The organism is Robiginitalea aurantiaca (genome assembly GCF_030380815.1).
In the GTDB taxonomy this organism is placed as follows: domain Bacteria; phylum Bacteroidota; class Bacteroidia; order Flavobacteriales; family Flavobacteriaceae; genus Robiginitalea; species Robiginitalea aurantiaca.
This window is the reverse complement of the sequence record NZ_JAUDUY010000001.1, coordinates 161986-180298: the sequence shown is the minus strand read 5'-3', so window position 1 is coordinate 180298 and position 18313 is coordinate 161986. Positions and strand designations below refer to the sequence as shown.

Here is an 18313-nt window from a genome sequence, read left to right as displayed (position 1 = left end):
TAGTTAAAAATTAGTGAGTGGCAGGTACAGTTCTGCCTTCATATAGGTTACAGCGCGGCCCCCGATACGAACACGATCTCCCAGGTACTCACATTGCAGCTCACCTCCCCTAGGTGAGCGTTGCTGGGCTATCATTTTGGTTTTCGATAACCGGTTGTGCCAGTAAGGAATCAGCAGGGTATGGGCGGAGCCTGTTACAGGGTCCTCAGGAACCCCGCACCCGGGTGCGAAAAAACGCGAAACAAAATCCACACCATCCCCCGGGGCTGAGGCGATGATCCCCCTGCAATCGATCCGCTGTAACAGGGAATAGTCCGGGTTCAGGGCCTCGACATCCCCCTGTTTAGCATAAATAAGCAGGTAGTCCGTCTGCCCCCGGTAGCAGGCTTGCGGATGGGCCCCCATGGCCCCGGCCAGTCCTTCCGGAAGGACTACGGCCTCAGGAGGGTCCAAGGGAAAATTCAGGACCAGTTGGTCCTTCTCCCGGCTGACATGTAGCAAACCGCGTTCACGGCTCAAAAACTGGATTCTGTCCTCATTGACTTTTCCGGTTTCAAAGAGGACGTGGGCCGTTGCCAGGGTAGCGTGACCGCAAAGGGCCACTTCATTCTCAGGGGTAAACCACCGGATTTCATACCCGGCATCCACCGGTAAGGCAAATGCGGTTTCCGAAAGATTGTTTTCAGAGGCGATGGCCTGCATCAGATCCTCGGGCAACCAGGCATCGAGAATACAAACAGCTGCCGGATTTCCGGCAAACAATTCGGAGGCGAACGCATCCACCTGATACATTATTTGTTTTTTCATCTCTTATGCATCTAATTTCGTTAAAATGGCTTGCTTTTGCAGCGCCATAGAAAGCATAGGTGTTCGATCCCTATACCCATTCCCTGGGTGCCCTCAGGACCTCGACAAGCCCCGCTTCAGCACTCCCTTCAGCAGGGTGGTGGTCATAACGCCATTGCACGAACGGGGGCAGACTCATCAGGATGCTCTCAATACGCCCGTTGGTCTTCAACCCGAACAGCGTCCCTTTATCGTGTACCAGGTTGAATTCCACATAGCGCCCCCTGCGTATTTCCTGCCATTCCCTTTGATCTTCTGTGTACGAAAGGCCTTTCCGCCGCTGTACAATGGGAAGGTACGCCTGCAGGAAGGAATCCCCAACTCCAGTGACAAATGCCTCCCATTGTTCAATGGTCCGTTCAGGGCCTGCCTTTAAATAATCAAAAAACAAGCCCCCGATACCCCTCGCCTCTTCCCTGTGATGGTTCCAGAAATATGCATCACATTTCTGCTTGTATGCCGGGTAAAAAGAGGGGTGATGGGCATCACAGGCATCCTTGCACACCTTGTGAAAGTGGATGGCATCTTCCTCGAACAGGTAATAAGGGGTAAGGTCCTGCCCGCCACCGAACCACTGGTCAACAATCTGTCCGCCCTTGTCATACATCTCAAAATACCTCCAGTTGGCATGGACCGTGGGCACCATCGGGTTATTCGGGTGCAACACCAAACTCAGGCCACAGGCAAAAAAATCAACGTTTCCTACCTTGAAGTACTGTTGCATGCTCTCTGGCAATGGTCCGTGAACAGCGGAGATGTTTACTCCGCCTTTTTCGAAGACGCTTCCATTTTCGATGACGCGTGTCCGACCTCCACCCCCTTCAGGGCGCTGCCACAAGTCCTCACGGAACCGGGCTACTCCGTCCTCGGCCTCCAACGCGCCTGTTATCTGATCCTGTAAATCCTGTATATACTTGTAAAAACGTTCTTTAACCTCCATATTGGTCATGGTATTAATTAGAGGGGCCCCAGCCATACTTCCGATTGACCCGCTCTGCTTTTTCGATCCATTTTTTGGGTGCATCAAAACGATATCCCACAAAGAAACGCGCAAAATATACGCGGTCAAAAACCTGTATCTCGTTACCGGCCCCGTGTTCCATAAAACTATATGTCCCATTGATCCCAGCAAAAAACCGCTGGTCATTATACCCGATGGAGGCCTGAAAAACCGTTTCCAGCAACAGGTAAGCATCCGTTTCCCCATCCTGGTTGAGTATGTTGATCCCAAGGCCTGTATTATTGCCTGCCGAGAGCAAAAAGCGACTGCCCAGAACCCAGGTATAGAAATACCCGGGGGCAAGGCCAAGGTCATAGGAATTCATGGTGTTTTTCGTTCCGTCCCCTTCAAATCGATAGCGGGTGTACGAAAAAATGCCCCTGGGGATAAAACTTCCTGCACTCCGCGACTGCCATTCGTTGGGCGATTGTAGCGCCCGAAGGGAAAAATCCGGATTGAAGACATAGCCCAGCACGTTCTGGAATTTGGAGGTGGAGACCCCGGGAAAATAGATCTCCTCCTCTCCCAGGGAAGTATTAAAACCGCGCTGATCCAGGAAACTGAATTCATACGCCCATCTCCCAGGATATAGCTTGATCTGCAGGTTGAATTGCCGGGCTTTTTCAGCATCCTTATCGTTGAGGAAATTGGGGGTGAATCCAAAGCCAATTTCCAAGATGCGAAACTGGGCCACAAAAGCAAGGTGGGCACTGTACACCGGGTCGAGCCGGAGTCGGGTACCTTCATCAACACCGGGTAGTGGAAACCGGTCTTCACTGTAGTTTCGTATGAGAAAACTATTCCCAATGTAGGTCAGCTGGGTACGTGTAGTCAGTTTATCAGGATACCTGATCACTGCCGGGAGTGTATCCTTCGGCAAGGCTTTCTCCCCCGCTAGCTGGCCCTGCAAGGAGGTGAGCCCTAACAAACACACATAAATAAGCGCCCTTAACTGCATTCTTTTTTTACAACTATTGGGGTTCCAGAACCTGGCACAAGTCGGCATTTTGCCGATCTTCTTACCAGTGCCTGCCGGGACTTACTGGGAATACCCTTTCACAGCCTCGATAAAGGCGCCAGCATGTGCAACCGGAATATTTGGGAGAATCCCATGACCCAGATTGACAATATAGCGATCTTTCCCAAAGGCCCGGATCATTTCATGGACCATTTTCCGTATGGTATCAGGCGGGGACAACAGGCGGGACGGATCAAAATTTCCCTGCAACGTAATTTTACCCCCACTTAATTTCCGTGCCACTTCCGGGGCACATGTCCAGTCTACACCCAGGGCTGAAGCCCCACTTTTCGCCATGGTATCCAAGGCAAACCAACATCCTTTTCCAAATACGATGACCGGGGCCTCGGGTTTTAAAGCGGTAACAATTTGCTGCAGGTACTTCCAGGAGAACTCGGTATAGTCCTCTGGAGATAGCATGCCTCCCCAGGAATCAAATAGCTGTACCGCGTGGACTCCGGCGGCTACCTTTGCCCTGAGGTAAGCGATGGTGGTATCGGTTATTTTCTGCAGCAGGACGTGCGCTGCCTCAGGGTCGGTAAAGCAGAAGGCCTTTGCCTGATCGAAATTCTTGCTGCCCTGCCCCTGCACACAATAACAGAAAATAGTCCAGGGAGATCCGGCAAACCCGATCAAAGGCACTTCCCCGACCAATTTTTCATTTGTCATTTCAATAGCATCCATCACATACTTGAGGGAATCCTCCACATTGGGCACAAATACCTTTTCAACATCTGACCCCTTGCGGATTGGGTCTTCAAGCCATGGCCCCACCCCGGGTTTCATCTCAAAAGGAATCCCCATGGCCTGTGGGACCACGAGAATATCCGAAAACAGGATTGCTGCATCCATCCCGAATCTGCGGATGGGCTGAACGGTTATTTCCGAAGCGAGTTCAGGAGTCTGACACCTTGTAAAGAAATCGTACTTTTCTCGGATCTTTATGAACTCGGGAAGGTATCTGCCTGCCTGGCGCATCATCCAAACCGGGGGCCGTGTTACGGTCTCACCTTTGAGCGCCCTTAAGAAAAGATCATTTTTTAAAACTTCCGGCATGGTATTTTAATGATTTAAAAGGTTTGTTTCAGCAACAACCTCCGCTATCAAACCTTCGATAGTAGGGGTTTTAGCTATTATAATCCGATTGGTATGTTTCCGAAGTGCCTCAGCCGTGGTCTCTCCGATACAGTAGCCCATGGCACCTTGAATGTTGTTATTTCTGGTAAAACTCTCCACACCGCTCGGGCTAAAAAAGAGGACCGCCTCAAATTCGCGGTTGAACGCCTTTTGGTTTAGGATTGTCTTGTAGTTGATGGCTTCCTTCCATTGAACCCCCAGGCGATCCAGGGCATCTGGAATCCGATCCAGTCTTCTGTCGCCGCAGTAATAAATAAAGGAGTCCTTTGCATACCCTTTCTGAATCAATCTGGCCAGGTATTCCGCTGTCGGGGCTTCTTCGAGAACAGTACAGCCTCGCTCCCTGAGCATCCCCACGGCACGACTTCCTACGCAGAGGCATCGGATTCCCGAAAAATCTTCCTTCGGGAAGCTGCGTAAAAATGCCTTTACCGCATTTTTACTTGTGAATATAAGTGTCTGATCCCCGGGTTCTATGGGCGTCTGCTGCATCTCTATGGAAATTGCATCGTATTGGACCACCATCCAGCCGGCAGATTCCAATTGCTCAACCTGCTCCTTTGATAGCACTTTGGTGGACAACAAGTGTCTCATCCGGAATGCGTATTGCGGATAGCCTCCGTGATCTGCCGTCCTCCTGACCCGAGAATTTCCAGTGCACATTGCGATCCAAACCCTTCGATTTGCGCCAAATCCACTTCCTTTTCCAGGATTACCTTTTCTCTGCCATCCAGAGAAAAGACACCGCCTCTGAAATTGACCTTTCCTCCCTCCGGGGTGGCCAGAGCCCCTATTGGAGCCGTACATCCTCCCTCCAGGGTCCTGAGAAATTCGCGCTCCACCGAGGTGCAGAGTGCGCTTGTGCTGTGATTCAATTCCCGGGAGGCCTCAAGGGCGTGGGCATCTCCTTTCCGCGCCACAACCAACATGGCTCCCTGGGCAGGGGCTGGAAGCATCCAGTCCAGTGTTGCATGCGCATTGGGCAGGAGTCCGATGCGCTGAAGCCCTGCTGCGGCAAAAATGGCCGCATTCCAGGGATTTTCGTTCAATTTACGCAGGCGGGAATTCACATTTCCTCTCAGGTCCACAATTTGGTGTTGGGGATACCTGTTGAGCCATTGTGCCTTTCGCCTGAGACTTCCGGTAGCCACTACACCTTCTGCCTGTAGAAAGTCGAGTCCTTTATGAACAACGATGTCCATTGGATTCGCGCGCTCAGGGACAGCAGCCTGTACAATCCCATCGGGCAGGGCTGTAGGCACATCCTTCATAGAATGCACGACCAGGTCTACTTCTGACTTTAAAAGTGCGATGTCCAGCGTTTTGGTAAAAATGCCGGTGATACCAAGTTCGTAAAGTGGCTTATCGAGCACCAGGTCACCCGTGGATTTGACCGGTACTAATTCAGCCCGATGTCCGGCTCGTGTCAAAAAATCGAGGACCGTCTGAGCTTGCCAGAGTGCCAGTTCGCTATCACGCGTACCTATTCGGAGCACTTTGCTCATGTATTTTCGATTTCTAGCTGAAAGACTTTCCGGATCAGTTCAAGGCTTTCATCCGTGTCAATTTCCGAATCCTTTAAGTGGTTGGCAAACTGCCGTGTGATTTTATGGATAATCCGATCGGAAACGGCCTCCGCCTGACCCTTATTGAAATCAACGATTTTCCGGGATTGAAAATCGAGCTCTTCTTCCTTGAGGTGTTCCAATTTTTGTTTTAACGCCCTGATTACCGGAGCGTATCTGCGGCTTTCCAACCACTGGTTGAAATCCGCATGCACTTCCTTTAGAATGGCTTCAGCTGTTGGAATGTGCTTTTTACGGGTTTCCAAAGTACTGTCGGTAATCTGGGAAAACTGGTCCATATGCACAAGGGTCGTTTCCGGGCATTGGGCAACTTCCGGACTGACGTTAATCGGCACCGACAAATCGAGTACCCAGCGCTCACGGCCCTCCGGTATCAATTCCGGGGTAATGGTAGGAGCATTGGCACCTGTGGCCACAATAATAATATCAGCGACCTCTATAGCCTCCGACAAGTCATCAATTGGATGGACTTTCAGGTTGAATTTTCCGCCCACAGCTTCGGCTTTCTCCCAGGTACGGTTAATAAGGGTGATATTCGGGTTATGGGTATGCTTAATAAGGTTCTCACAGGTATTTCTGCCGATCTTCCCGGTTCCGAAAAGGAGAATACTGCGACTCTTGATTTCGGGAACCCTGGCCAAAAGGTATTGCACCGCAGCAAATGCCACCGATGTTGCCCCAGAGCTAATACCCGTTTCATTCTTGATCCGCTTACTCGCCTGTATCACTGAATTGCAGAGCCGCTCTAAAAATGGATTTCCCAAGCCGTGTTTTCGGGAAACTTTAAAAGCACTTTTAAGTTGGCTGATGATTTCGAAGTCCCCTAGGATCTGACTCTCGAGGCCAGCACCGACTCTGAAAAGATGGGAAATAGCATCTTGGTTTTCATAGACATATCCCACTTCCTCAAATTCCTTTTCCGTACCCTCACTGTGATGACAAAGAAGACGGATCAAATGCTGAGGTGTAGATGCAAAACCATAAAGCTCTGTTCGGTTACACGTACTGGTAACCAGCATCCCGTCGATCCCCTCTTCACTGGCTTGTTGCAGAAGCGCTTCCACAGCAGAGGTGTCCAAAGAAAATTTTCCCCTTAGAAACGCATCCGCTTTTTGGAAGTTCAGCCCTACTGCAATAAAGCGGTGGTGCCTTGAAATATGATACTTCTTCATAATTCTGAGGCAAAAATATAAGGAATAGTTCGACAAAAATAACGCTATAAGGTCATAAAATACCGTTACGGGATTAAAGTAGGCCCATTCTGGGGTTATACAGTCAAAATCCATATTTTTGTCGAATCAATGGCCTTTTGCGGTACAACAGTTTAGAAAGATTCTAAATAATAATTGAATTTTAGCATGTCTGAAGATCAAAAAAATGTCGCCAGCGGTTCGTTCGATGAATTACAGATTTCACCGGATTTTGTGCTGCTAAAAGCCATCAATGAAGAGGCTTTTCCCGCTCGTCTTCAGCGGGAGGTAGATCAGCGGTTTATCCAATTCCATTTCAATCTGAAAGGGCATGCCCAGTTCGTGTATCACAAAGGACATTACGTGCTGGAATTGCCTGAAAACCAATCTCTTTTGTTGTATAACCCCGAGACAGAACTCCCTTTGCATACTGTTCTCAGTCCGGGCAGCTCCATGATTTCGATTCTGATGAGCATTCGAAAATTCCACGCCTTATTTACTTCGGAAGCGGATTATATTCCTTTTTTGAGCAGCGAAAACAGGGACAAAAAATACTACAAACAAAATCCCGTATCCCCATCTCAGGCCATCATACTCAGTCAGCTGTGGAATGAACAAATACACCCATCGGTAAAAGGGCTTTACTGCAAAGGGAAAATTTATGAGTTGCTATCCCTTTATTTTAACCGCAACACTGAAACCTCAGCCGAACAGTGCCCCTTCCTGATGGATGAAGAAAATGTGCAGCGCATACGCCAGGCAAAAGAAATTGTTATTGAGCGAATGGCTGAGCCGCCCGGCCTGAAAGAGTTGGCGGCAGAAATCGGGTTAAGCCTTAAAAAACTCAAAGAAGGTTTCAAACAAATCTATGGGGATTCTGTGTATAGCTTTTTGTTTGATTATAAGATGGAGGTCGCCCGTAAAATGCTTGAAAGCGGGAAATTCAATGTAAACGAGGTGGGTTTGAAAGTCGGGTATAGCACGGCAAGTCACTTTATCGCTGCCTTCAAAAAGAAATATCATACGACCCCCAAGCAATATTTGTTATCCATGGCACAGGAGCGGACGTAAAACTGATTTTTGGTGTAAATTGTAACCCAAAATTTTGGCATTATGATCGCATCCCTGAGACCTGTAACCTCTTTTTTACTCCTTTTACTTTGCTCTGCCGTGTTTCCTGCAATGAGTCTGGCACAACAGCCAGAAGGAACTGCATCCGCCTCCAAACCGGAGGTACTGGTCTATACAAACACCAATGGTTTTCGGCATACTTCCATTGAATTCGGCCTGGCGACCCTGGGCAGGCTCGCGGAACAGGAAGGGGTGCTCATGGATCACACTGAGGATTCCCTTCAATTCAATTCAAAAAACCTCTCAAAATACCAATTGGTCGTTTTTCTCAGTACCACAGGAGATGTGCTTGCAGCAGAACAGGAAAAGGCTTTCCGGTCTTTTGTTGAAGGTGGTGGAGCCTTTATGGGCATACACGCTGCAACTGACACAGAATACGATTGGCCCTGGTACGGCGCATTGGTCGGAGCCTATTTTGAAAGTCACCCGGACCAGCAGGAGGCCGTTTTAAATGTCGAAGACCGAACACATCCCGCTACTGCACATATGCCGAAAACCTGGAAACACCATGACGAATGGTATAACTTCAAAAATATCAACCCCGACCTCCACGTACTGATCCGACTCGACGAGGCGAGCTATGAAGGGGGTAAGAACGGGGTAAATCACCCCATCGCATGGTATCATGAAAACGCCGGGGGCAGGGTTTTCTACACAGGCATGGGACACACGGAGGCTACCTTTAAAAACCCTTTATTCATAGAACATTTGCGTGGGGGGCTTCGCTATTGCCTGGGCATGGACTAAGGGTTATTTCCACAAACTGCCCAGGGCCGAATATATCAGCATAAGTCCGGAAAGCAGCATAAACAACAGAAGTAAGATCCGGAACCCCCCTATTGAGATTCGGCTAAGGATCTTCTTGCCGATAATATTACCGAAGATCGCCCCGACACCCAGGGCAATCCCGTAGCCCCAATACGATCCTTCGAGTAACCCAAAGAAGGTGTATCCGCTGAGCTGTCCAAGCCCCATAAAAAAGGAATTTGCCGTCTTGGTTCCTATGAGTTCTTCCTTTTCAAGTCCTGCATTCATATAAAATGGATTGAGGACAGGACCCATGGCCCCTACCAAAGTGCCCAGAAAAGAAATAACAAAGCCAAGGGGGGCAAAACCCACAATGGGCATAGTAAAAGAGCGGGCTCGTTTGCCGAACTTATATTGAAACAAGGTGCTTACCAGAAACCCGCCGATTATTAGCTGTAAAAATGCGATTTTCAGCGTCCCGAACATCCAGGCACCTGCCCAGGCTCCCAGAAGGGCCGGAAGCACATAATATCCGCAAATTCGCCAGTTTATGTGTTTCCAATACAAAACCAGGCGCGAAGGTCTGCCAATGAGGTTTCCCAGGTTCAGTACCGGAGCCGTGTGCTGGGTACCGATTAGGATATTGACCAATGGCAATAAAATAAGGGCTCCCCCTCCCCCGGCAAGGGTGGAAAAAACAAATCCGATAATCCCCAGGGCGAACAACATCGCCAGGATACCCGGATCTGTTTCTGAAATCATGGTCTGGAACCATTCCATTAGCGGCAATTTACTTCATAACTACTCTTGAAAATCCAGGGGGCGAATGACTATGATACCCGTATTTCCCTTAATGCCCTTCAGGTAATCAGACAAGGGAACTTTGGACACTTCAACAGCTCCTCTTGTGGAGGCATGTAAAAGATGGATCCGTCCATCGGCCTTTCTCAATGCCAGTCCGGTATGTGTGACATCCAGGCCCTCAACCGAAGTGGCAAGGGCGATAATATCTCCATCGCGAATCTGATCTTCAACTTTGGACACGGACTCCGCCGGCAAAACAAAAAAATCTTCTGCACTCAGCTCTGCTTCGTGCTCCCGGATACGCTCCAGGTTTTTTTCTGATGCCAGGGCGGGGTACAACTCCGGGTGGGATCCCATAAAGTTGATTTTCTTCTGTACCGGGAGTCCTCCAAGGCCCTCAGTAATATCCAGGACGAGGCCCTTTTCTGAATTGTTCCGAATCCAATCCGTAAAGTAATGCAGGCGGGAAGGATAGCCCATGAGAATGCCATCCCGGTATCTCAGTTGCTCGAGGTGCTTCAGATAGGTGTCCCAATCTTTTTGTCCATTGCGTGCCATCCCGCCAATGGCCAGGGCATTCTCCACAAAAGTCGTACAGTCCAGCCCCCTCAGGTTCACAATGAGCCTTTCTTGATTTTCGATCTCCAGGGTGCCGGCCTCATATGGCGTATTCAACAATAGTTTTCCTGTAGCCGCGACAGCCTGCCCAATTTCTATCGATTCTTCAGGAGGAAGTTCGTATATGATCTGTTTGAAAATATCCTGGTCTTCAGGTTCAAAAGAAATTTTGTCCGTTTGGGACCACCCTATCCCATGGGCTAAAAAACCAATTAGAAGTAACCGGAGCGTCAAGAGTGTTTGTTGCTTGCCCATAAACCAAAATCTCATCCGTCTAAGTTGAAAATTATTCCCCGGCTTTTAGGTCCTCGCCCATATTTTTGAGCATAAGGCGTGTGTGCGAAATGCTCTCCGGATAGTTCTTCTGAAGAAACGCAATGAGTTTTTCCCGCACCAAAACGCGTAGTTCCCATGCCTTCCCGGAGTTATCAGCACTGACCGTAGCCCGCACCTCAACGTAATTTGCACGGGAATCCGTGACCTGAATATTGGCCACTTCCCCGTTCCATTGTTCGGATTCGGTTACAATCCGTTGCAACTCGTCGCGCAGGGCCTGAAATGGAACATTGTAATCCGTGTAGAGAAAAACAGTCCCCAATAAATCTGTCGTCGACCGAGTCCAATTCTCAAAGGGCTTCTCAATGAAATAGGTTGTAGGCAAAACCAGACAACGCTTATCCCAGATCCGAATGATCACATAGGTAAGCGTGATTTCTTCGACGCGGCCCCACTCCCCCTCAATGATTACCACGTCATCGATCCGGATCGGCTGGGACAGGGCGATCTGCACCCCGGCTATCACGGTAGCTATCAATTTCTGGGCGGAAAACCCGATAATGATCCCCGCCACACCGGCTGAGGCAAAAATACTTACTCCGATCTCTCGAATGCTTTCAAAACTCATCAGGGCAGCTCCCATCCCAAGGAGTACAAGCAAGAAAATAACAATTCGCTCCAGGATGGTGAATTGCGTATAGACTTTTCGCGCTTTGAGGTTGTCTGCCTCATCCTTGTCATACTTGGCAATCAGGATGTATTTAACCACATTGAGCAGCTTGATTAGGGCCCAGGTAAATCCAAAAATGAAAATCAGATTGCTGCTTTTCCGAAATGTAGCAGCGTAATCTTCAAGTCCGACAAGGGTTCTTAACGCAGGTAATCGAATCAAGAGCGAAAAAAGGATGAGAATAAGCGGCCAGGCTACTTTGCGTACCGTTCCTGCCGGCAGTAAGTACCTGGGGTTTTTGCCATAACGCCTCAGCAGGGATGCCACCCCCACATAGACTCCGATAAGGACCAAAAGCGTAAGGCTTACATAAAAAAGCGCGCGGATATCTGAGTTTTGAATCAACTGATCCATTCCCTTGTTTTACGGATGAAGTTAAGCAAATAATTATGCATTTTAAGAAATGCAGCAAAGGCTTAAGTATTAGTATTTCTTATTGCTCTATAGCCGAAAGACCTTCCGCTTCAATGGGATTGTTCCCTTTGAAACCGTATTTTTGTAAGGCTTCAAACAACCCAACACTAAAAGAACTTCGCTTTCATGAAAGGTGTATTACTGGTAAACCTGGGATCTCCCGACAGCCCTACCCCTAAAGATGTCAAACCCTATCTGGATGAATTTTTGATGGACGGACGGGTAATCGATGCCCCCAAGTGGTTAAGGACCATTTTGGTTAGAGGTATTATCCTGCAGACACGACCGAAGAAGTCCGCAGCGGCTTATCAAAAAATATGGTGGGATTCCGGCTCGCCCCTGATCGTAATTTCGGAACGGTTCCTCAAAAAGGTTCGTTCCCAAACCGAATTACCGGTGGCCCTTGGTATGAGATATGGCTCGGGTTCTATCGAGGAAGGTCTTGAACAGCTCAGGGCTCAGGGTGTGGATGAAGTCCTTCTTGTGCCCCTGTATCCGCATTACGCAATGAGCTCTTATGAGACAGTGGTGGTAGATGCCCTGGAGGTACAGGCACAAAAATTCCCCGATATGCAAATCACTACCCTGCCTGCATTTTACAGGAATCCAGGGTATGTTAAGGTTCTTTCCGATTCCATTAAGGACCATTTAAAGGATTTTGAATACGACCATATTCTCTTTTCCTATCACGGGATCCCGGAGCGGCATATCCGTAAATCCGACCCTACGCGTTTTCACTGTAAAATCGACGGGAAGTGTTGTTCTACGAATTCTGTCGCACACCATACGTGTTACCGACATCAGTGCTACGATACCACGGCGTTGATAACGGAGGCCCTCGGACTTCCCGAAGACAAGGTCAGCTCTTCCTTCCAAAGCCGCCTGGCCGGAGATCCGTGGCTAAAACCTTATACAGATTATGAATTCAAGCGGCTAGCAGAAGAAGGCAAAACAAGACTTGCCGTAATTACCCCGGCCTTTGTCAGTGATTGTCTGGAAACCCTGGAGGAAATCGCCATGGAAGGAAAAGAGGATTTTCTGGAAGCAGGGGGTACAGCATACATGCATATACCTTGTCTGAACGATCGGGACGATTGGGTTGCCCTTATGGGGCAATGGATTGATCAATGGGAGAAAACCGGTTCCCTTCCGGTCTGATGTGATCAATCTCGCTGCGTTGATTTGTTTTTGCAGGGGGTAGAATTATCTTGATTAACGGGAGGGTGGGGCCTTTGCTCCAAATTCATTTGAATGGCTCAAACTGAAAACCCGATGCGTTTCAAGCCAAAAACTTTTGTTTAACGATTAATCAATACCAAAACAGCATGAAATCTCATCTTACGCTATTGCTCTTTTTAGCTGGCATCATTTCGGTCTCAGCACAGGATCGAATCTCAGGAGCCCTGTTTGCCACACGCTCAGAAGTACTCGCCCAGAAGGGAATGGTGGCCACCAGCCATCCACTGGCCACTCAGATTGGCCTTGATATCCTGAAGAAAGGAGGCACTGCTATAGATGCGGCAATTGCTGCCAATGCAGCACTCGGGCTAATGGAGCCCACCGGGAGTGGTATCGGAGGGGATCTCTTCGCCATTGTCTGGGATGCAAATTCAAAAAAACTACACGGGCTCAATGCGAGTGGCAGATCTCCCAAAAACCTTAGGCTGAAGGACCTGAAGGCGAAAGGCCTGGATAAAATTCCATCTTTTGGCCCTTTGCCTGTCAGTGTTCCCGGTGCTGTGGATGGTTGGTTCGAATTGCATTCAAAATTCGGAAAACTACCTATGAAGGAGCTCCTGGCCCCCTCTATTCGATATGCGGAGGAAGGCTTCCCCCTCACGCAATTGGTCGCCTGGTATATGAACCGCACCATCCCTTTTTTCCAGAATCGCGAGTTCCCCAATATCAAAGAAACCTATATAGATCAAAATGGAGGGAAGCTTCCACAGGAAGGAAGCATCTACAAAAATCCTTTTCTCGCCAATACCTATCGCAAGATTGCAGAAGGCGGACGGGAGGCATTTTACAAGGGCGAGGTTGCCAAAACAATTGCATCCTTTATTCAAGAGCAGGGAGGATATCTCTCCGTCTCCGATCTGAACTCACATGTTTCTCAATGGGTAACTCCCTTATCCGTGAATTACAGGGGCTACGATGTTTGGGAATTACCTCCGAATGGTCAGGGGATAGCCGCATTGCAGATGCTGCAAATCTTGGAAGGATATGATTTTTCAGAAATTGAATTCGGGAGTCCCGAACACCTCCACCTGTTTACCGAAGCAAAGAAACTGGCCTTTGAGGACCGCGCAAAATACTATGCAGATCCCGATTTTGTGAACATTCCTGCAGAAACACTCCTCTCGGATGCCTATGCAGCAAAAAGAAGGGCTGCCATTGGTGAAAAGGCAGGGATCTATAACGCGGGTGAAATCAGCGCAGGTGAAACCATTTATATGACCGTTGCCGACCAGTACGGCAATATGATTTCGCTGATTCAAAGCAACTACCGTGGCATGGGATCGGGCATGGTTCCGCCAGGCCTTGGGTTTATGCTTCAGGACAGGGGGGAACTTTTCAGTCTCAAGGAAGGCCAGGCCAATACCTATGCGCCGGGGAAACGACCTTTTCACACCATCATTCCGGCATTTATTACCAAAGATGGAAATCCCTGGGTAAGTTTCGGTGTGATGGGTGGGGATTTTCAACCACAGGGACACACTCAAATTGTAATGAACCTGATCGATTTTGGCATGAACCTTCAGGAGGCCGGGGATGCGCCCCGGTGGGATCATACGGGCGGCTCCTCACCAACTGGCCAGGGCCCGGGTCTTGGCGCTGTGAGAATTGAGTCTGGGATTCCGTACCAAACCGTACGCGGCCTGATGGACCGGGGACATGAAGTTCGCTATGCGCGAGGTGTTTACGGGGGCTATCAGGCCATTTTATGGGACCCGGTTCAAAAAGTATATCACGGAGCTTCAGAAAGCAGAAAAGACGGACAAGCCGCCGGATATTAAATTTCCCCTCAGTAATTACATGATTTCAGGTCAGCTGTTCTAACATATTCATTCGCATAAATGTCTTTAATTCCCACTTAGTCCATGCCAGGCGTATCTTCAGAAGCCCTGGGTTCAAAACCCATTGGGAAACTGCTTATTCAACAAGCCGTACCAGCATCCATAGGGATCCTGGTTATGAGTTTGAATATTTTGGTGGACACCATTTTTGTAGGGAATTGGATCGGCCCCATTGCCATTGCCGCGATAAACGTCGTACTTCCGGTCTCCTTTTTTATCGCCGCTCTCGGGATGGCCATTGGCATTGGCGGCAGCAGCATTATTTCCAGGGCCCTCGGTGCAACACAAAAGGATAAAGCCCTAAAAACCTTTGGGAATCAGATCACCCTGACCCTGCTGGTTACCTGTTCCATGGTCGGGCTAGGGCTTTTATTTGTCGATTCGCTTATACCTGCTTTTGGAGGTAAAGGAGGAATTTTTGAACCTGCCAAAATATACTATACAATCGTGCTTTACGGGGTGCCGTTTCTCGCACTCTGCATGATGGGCAATACCGTAATCCGCGCTGAGGGCAAGCCTCGATTTGCAATGATCGCAATGATCATCCCTTCCGTGGGCAACCTGGTCATGGATTATTTGTTCATCTATGTTTTCGATTGGGGGATGGAAGGTGCGGCATGGGCCACAACCGGGGGATATCTACTCTGCTTTGGCTACATCTTTTGGTTTTTCCTGTCCCCTAATTCCGAACTTAAAATCAACTGGCATCACTTCGGTCTTAACCGTTATCTGCTTAAGGAAATAGGAGGGCTGGGCTTTGTAACCCTCTCCCGGCAGGCTGTAACCTCGGTGACTTACCTTCTGATGAACAATATTCTATTTGAATTGGGTGGAGAAGCTATGGTCGCAGTTTATGCCATAATAGGACGGATGCTGATGTTTGCGCTCTTTCCCGTATTCGGGGTTACCCAGGGATTCCTGCCGATAGCTGGTTATAACTATGGGGCACATAAATATGATAGGGTAAAGGAATCCATCTATACCGCAATAAAATACGCCGCCCTGGTCGCAACAATCGTCTTTGTTATTCTTATGGTTTTCCCTGGAGAAATTGCCGGGCTCTTCCTGAGTGATAATCCGGACCTTGGACCTGAGGCCCTGGCGACCAATGCCTTTGTTTTAGAGCACACTCCTTCGGCAATGCGCTGGGTCTTTGCGGCAACGCCGATCATCGCCTTGCAGTTGATAGGTGCCGCCTACTTTCAGGCGATTGGGAAAGCCATCCCCGCGCTAATTCTAACCCTTACACGACAGGGTTTCTTTTTTATTCCCCTGATCCTAATCCTTCCGGGCTATTTTGGGGAACTGGGCGTGTGGATCAGTTTTACGATCGCAGATGTTCTTGCAACGGTGGTCACCGGTTACTACCTGAAAAGAGAAATACATCGGGAGCTGAAGATGTCTTTATGAGGTCTAGAGGCCTTTATCTGGAGACAATAGTATGCCCGTCTCAATATCAGATCACTCTTTTACGGATTCCAGAATTTTCTGTTTTGGTAGGGCATCAATTTGATGTCCATTGAATCCTTTCATGGAATCAGCTGCAAACATAGCATTCCAAATCGCCTCCTCTGTAGCCTCAATAGCCGCTAGGAAAAAAGGGGACAGATAATCGTTGTGAATGCTGGTTTTCGATAGTAGAACATTCTCAGCCTCATAAGGTACTTTATTCGCTTCAGCCGTGGAAACGGCTATGACATAATCCCCGCTGCCATTTGAAGCAATACCCCCCGTTCGGGCCAGGCCCAGCATACACCGCTTGGCGAGGCGTTTTAAATTTCGGGTGTCGAGCGGTGCATCTGTAACAAGTACGATCATGCAGGATCCGTCCGTATCTTCCTTATAGCTTCCCGGGATCCGATCCAGCATCCGGGCAAGATTTTTCCCGTTTAACGTCAGAATACCACCAAAATTCGCTTGCACAAGAACCCCAATTGTATAGCCTCCTGCCTTTTCAGGGACCCTGCGCGAGGCCGTTCCGATCCCTCCCTTATAGCCGAAGGCCACCGTGCCCGTTCCCGCCCCAACATTACCCTCGGATACGGGGCCTGAGTTGGCGCCGGAAATCGCTTCGAACACATGCTCTTTCCGCACATGCCGGCCCCTTATATCATTGAGGCGACCGTCATTGGTCTCCCCGACAACCGGATTCACAGAGCGAACCTCTTCATTCCCCGGCTGTTCAAGCGTATAGCTTATAAGCGCATCCATGGCAACAGGAACACTGAGCGTGTTGGTGAGAATAATAGGGGTTTCGAGATTCCCGAGTTCTTCTACCTGACTAAATCCGGCGAGTTTGCCAAAACCGTTTCCAATATGGATCGCCGCTGGCACTTTGTCCTGAAAGAGGTTTCCGGTATGCGGAAGGATGGCCGTAACGCCCGTGCGCACGGAATCGCCGAGGATAAGGGTGGTATGGCCCACCTGAACTCCCGGCACATCTGTAATCGCGTTCATTTTTCCGGTAGGCAAAACCCCCAGTTCAATTCCGGCTTCCCGGATTCTTTTTTGCTGACTATGTATTGGTAAGGTCATAAATAACCCAATTAAAATAAGCCCTGAGATCCTTTTCATCCCTATGGAATTTGTATGAGAAAGATAGTCATTCCCAACGGGTTTTCTATGAGGTCGCCCGCATTCGGAAGGGAATCTGAAATGGCGTTGCAGGGTTATCGGCTAACTTGGAACCGGGTGGGGTGGGGCAGGCCCCTTTAAAAATTTTTCATCCAAAACAACCTTACAAAAAGCAGGACCAAAATAAATAACCATCCAATGGGATAGGCGAGTATCAGGATTCCCCAACTTTTTAAAAGGGCTGTTTCCAAATCCACTCCGCTAAAGTAATACCGGATCCATAATACGGCAGCCCCGATAAAAATAAGCAGGGCAGCGATGAGGTAATAGGTATGCTGGGGGTCCTTGTATCTATAGGTTACTGAGGCGATCAGAAAACTTCCAAAAACTACCGAAAGCGCACCCCTTAAAGGCTCTAATACTCCGAGTAAAACAAGAAGGAGTCCGGTGTAAAACCCAATTTTTAACCAGGTTCCAGGGGTCATTTCCGTTGCCATATTCCTACATTTTTTTTATCGTTACGGGATCACCGAACAGGAACGACAGCCACCGCTTCAATTTCAATAAGCCATTCGGGTAGCGCAAGTGCTTCAACCCCGACCAAGGTACTTGCAGGCATGTCTGAGTCTCCAAGAAGCTCTTTTCGAACACCTCTGAAAATATCCAGAGACTCCGGTCCGTAGTCTACGATATAAGTGTTCATTTTGACAACGTCTTTCATGTTGGCTCCTGCTTCCAGCAGAACAGCCTCCAATTGTGAAAGCGCATCCCGCATCTGGGCTTCCAGATCCGCTCCCTCCCCAATCTGTCCGGAAATATAGATGGTTTTCTGAGTGCTTGTGGTTATTGAAACAGCCTCCGAATACCCGTTGTGGGTATCTATATACACTTTTTCAAAAGTCTTCCGGGCTTCCGGGTTTTCAATCGGTTTGGGTGCTTCCTGTTGACAAGCAACAGCAAAAAAGAGCGCCAGGATACTGAGATAGAAGTTTTTCATCGGGTTTGAGGTTAGGGTCGTATTCCAATCCCGAAAAGATACAATTTTCCGGGTATTGGAGACCCTATCACCATAAGGAATGCCTGAAGACCTGAACAAGGGCGCATGTTAGTTGATTTCACTCTGTTCAATGTCTATGGGGTCGCAGTTTGTATGCGATAACATTAA

At 48.8% G+C, this 18313-nt stretch carries 18 protein-coding genes; 5 read left to right on the top strand and 13 right to left on the bottom strand.

Features of this window, described 5'->3' with window-relative positions; all coding sequences use genetic code 11:
* Window positions 1-3: 3 nt before the first annotated feature.
* From QU605_RS00760 to hemA, 7 genes are all read right to left on the bottom strand, one after another.
* Entirely contained in the window at window positions 4-807 is an 804-nt protein-coding gene (locus QU605_RS00760) for a PhzF family phenazine biosynthesis protein (protein WP_289723349.1), read from the bottom strand.
* A gap of 70 nt (window positions 808-877) precedes the next feature.
* Window positions 878-1786 (bottom strand): oxygen-dependent coproporphyrinogen oxidase, encoded by a 909-nt coding sequence (gene hemF / locus QU605_RS00755; RefSeq protein WP_289723348.1) that lies wholly within the window; start codon window positions 1784-1786, stop codon window positions 878-880.
* 13 nt (window positions 1787-1799) lie between these two features.
* Entirely contained in the window at window positions 1800-2804 is a 1005-nt protein-coding gene (locus QU605_RS00750) for a DUF4421 family protein (protein ID WP_289723347.1), read from the bottom strand.
* An 81-nt stretch (window positions 2805-2885) separates the two neighbouring features.
* Window positions 2886-3920, bottom strand: a complete 1035-nt coding sequence (gene hemE / locus QU605_RS00745; protein ID WP_289723346.1) for a uroporphyrinogen decarboxylase — start codon at window positions 3918-3920, stop codon at window positions 2886-2888.
* 6 nt (window positions 3921-3926) lie between these two features.
* Window positions 3927-4595, bottom strand: coding sequence for a uroporphyrinogen-III synthase (locus QU605_RS00740; RefSeq protein WP_289723345.1), 669 nt, complete (start codon window positions 4593-4595; stop codon window positions 3927-3929).
* Entirely contained in the window at window positions 4592-5506 is a 915-nt protein-coding gene (gene hemC / locus QU605_RS00735) for a hydroxymethylbilane synthase (protein ID WP_289723344.1), read from the bottom strand. The genes QU605_RS00740 and hemC overlap by 4 nt, the downstream gene beginning before the upstream one ends.
* On the bottom strand, window positions 5503-6759 hold the full coding sequence (gene hemA, locus QU605_RS00730) for a glutamyl-tRNA reductase (RefSeq protein ID WP_289723343.1): 1257 nt from the start codon (window positions 6757-6759) through the stop codon (window positions 5503-5505). Before hemA ends, hemC begins: the two co-directional genes overlap by 4 nt.
* Window positions 6760-6945: 186 nt before the next feature.
* On the opposite strand from hemA, the gene QU605_RS00725 reads away from it, so the two are divergent.
* Window positions 6946-7848: a helix-turn-helix transcriptional regulator gene (locus QU605_RS00725; protein WP_289723342.1), complete on the top strand. Its 903-nt coding sequence runs from the start codon at window positions 6946-6948 to the stop codon at window positions 7846-7848.
* Window positions 7849-7890: 42 nt separating this feature from the next.
* The gene (locus QU605_RS00720) at window positions 7891-8655 is read left to right on the top strand and encodes a ThuA domain-containing protein (RefSeq protein ID WP_289723341.1); all 765 of its coding nucleotides are present in this window, start codon (window positions 7891-7893) and stop codon (window positions 8653-8655) included.
* Between the two features lie 3 nt (window positions 8656-8658).
* On the opposite strand, the gene QU605_RS00715 is transcribed toward QU605_RS00720, so the two are convergent.
* From QU605_RS00715 to QU605_RS00705, 3 genes are read right to left on the bottom strand one after another with little or no spacing between them, the layout of a single operon-like run.
* A complete protein-coding gene (locus QU605_RS00715; protein WP_289723340.1) occupies window positions 8659-9435 on the bottom strand; it encodes a sulfite exporter TauE/SafE family protein in 777 nt (258 codons plus the stop codon).
* A 21-nt stretch (window positions 9436-9456) separates the two neighbouring features.
* Window positions 9457-10347 carry an N-acetylmuramoyl-L-alanine amidase-like domain-containing protein gene (locus QU605_RS00710; protein WP_289723339.1) on the bottom strand — a complete coding sequence of 297 codons (891 nt, stop codon included), beginning with the start codon at window positions 10345-10347 and terminating at the stop codon, window positions 9457-9459.
* A gap of 16 nt (window positions 10348-10363) precedes the next feature.
* Window positions 10364-11437, bottom strand: coding sequence for a mechanosensitive ion channel family protein (locus tag QU605_RS00705; protein ID WP_289723338.1), 1074 nt, complete (start codon window positions 11435-11437; stop codon window positions 10364-10366).
* A gap of 186 nt (window positions 11438-11623) precedes the next feature.
* Here QU605_RS00705 and hemH point away from each other — a divergent pair, with 186 nt between their 5' ends.
* From hemH to QU605_RS00690, 3 genes are all read left to right on the top strand, one after another.
* Window positions 11624-12655: a ferrochelatase gene (gene hemH, locus QU605_RS00700; protein WP_289723337.1), complete on the top strand. Its 1032-nt coding sequence runs from the start codon at window positions 11624-11626 to the stop codon at window positions 12653-12655.
* Between the two features lie 167 nt (window positions 12656-12822).
* Window positions 12823-14514: a gamma-glutamyltransferase gene (ggt, locus tag QU605_RS00695; protein ID WP_289723336.1), complete on the top strand. Its 1692-nt coding sequence runs from the start codon at window positions 12823-12825 to the stop codon at window positions 14512-14514.
* A gap of 84 nt (window positions 14515-14598) precedes the next feature.
* A complete protein-coding gene (locus QU605_RS00690; RefSeq protein ID WP_289723335.1) occupies window positions 14599-15984 on the top strand; it encodes an MATE family efflux transporter in 1386 nt (461 codons plus the stop codon).
* A gap of 51 nt (window positions 15985-16035) precedes the next feature.
* Here QU605_RS00690 and QU605_RS00685 read toward each other — a convergent pair whose 3' ends face one another.
* The 3 genes from QU605_RS00685 to QU605_RS00675 form a co-directional block, all read right to left on the bottom strand.
* On the bottom strand, window positions 16036-17109 hold the full coding sequence (locus QU605_RS00685) for a DmpA family aminopeptidase (protein WP_289723334.1): 1074 nt from the start codon (window positions 17107-17109) through the stop codon (window positions 16036-16038).
* A 176-nt stretch (window positions 17110-17285) separates the two neighbouring features.
* Window positions 17286-17645 carry a hypothetical protein gene (locus tag QU605_RS00680; RefSeq protein ID WP_289723333.1) on the bottom strand — a complete coding sequence of 120 codons (360 nt, stop codon included), beginning with the start codon at window positions 17643-17645 and terminating at the stop codon, window positions 17286-17288.
* Window positions 17646-17674: 29 nt separating this feature from the next.
* Window positions 17675-18145, bottom strand: a complete 471-nt coding sequence (locus QU605_RS00675) for a RidA family protein (protein WP_289723332.1) — start codon at window positions 18143-18145, stop codon at window positions 17675-17677.
* Window positions 18146-18313 lie beyond the last annotated feature (168 nt).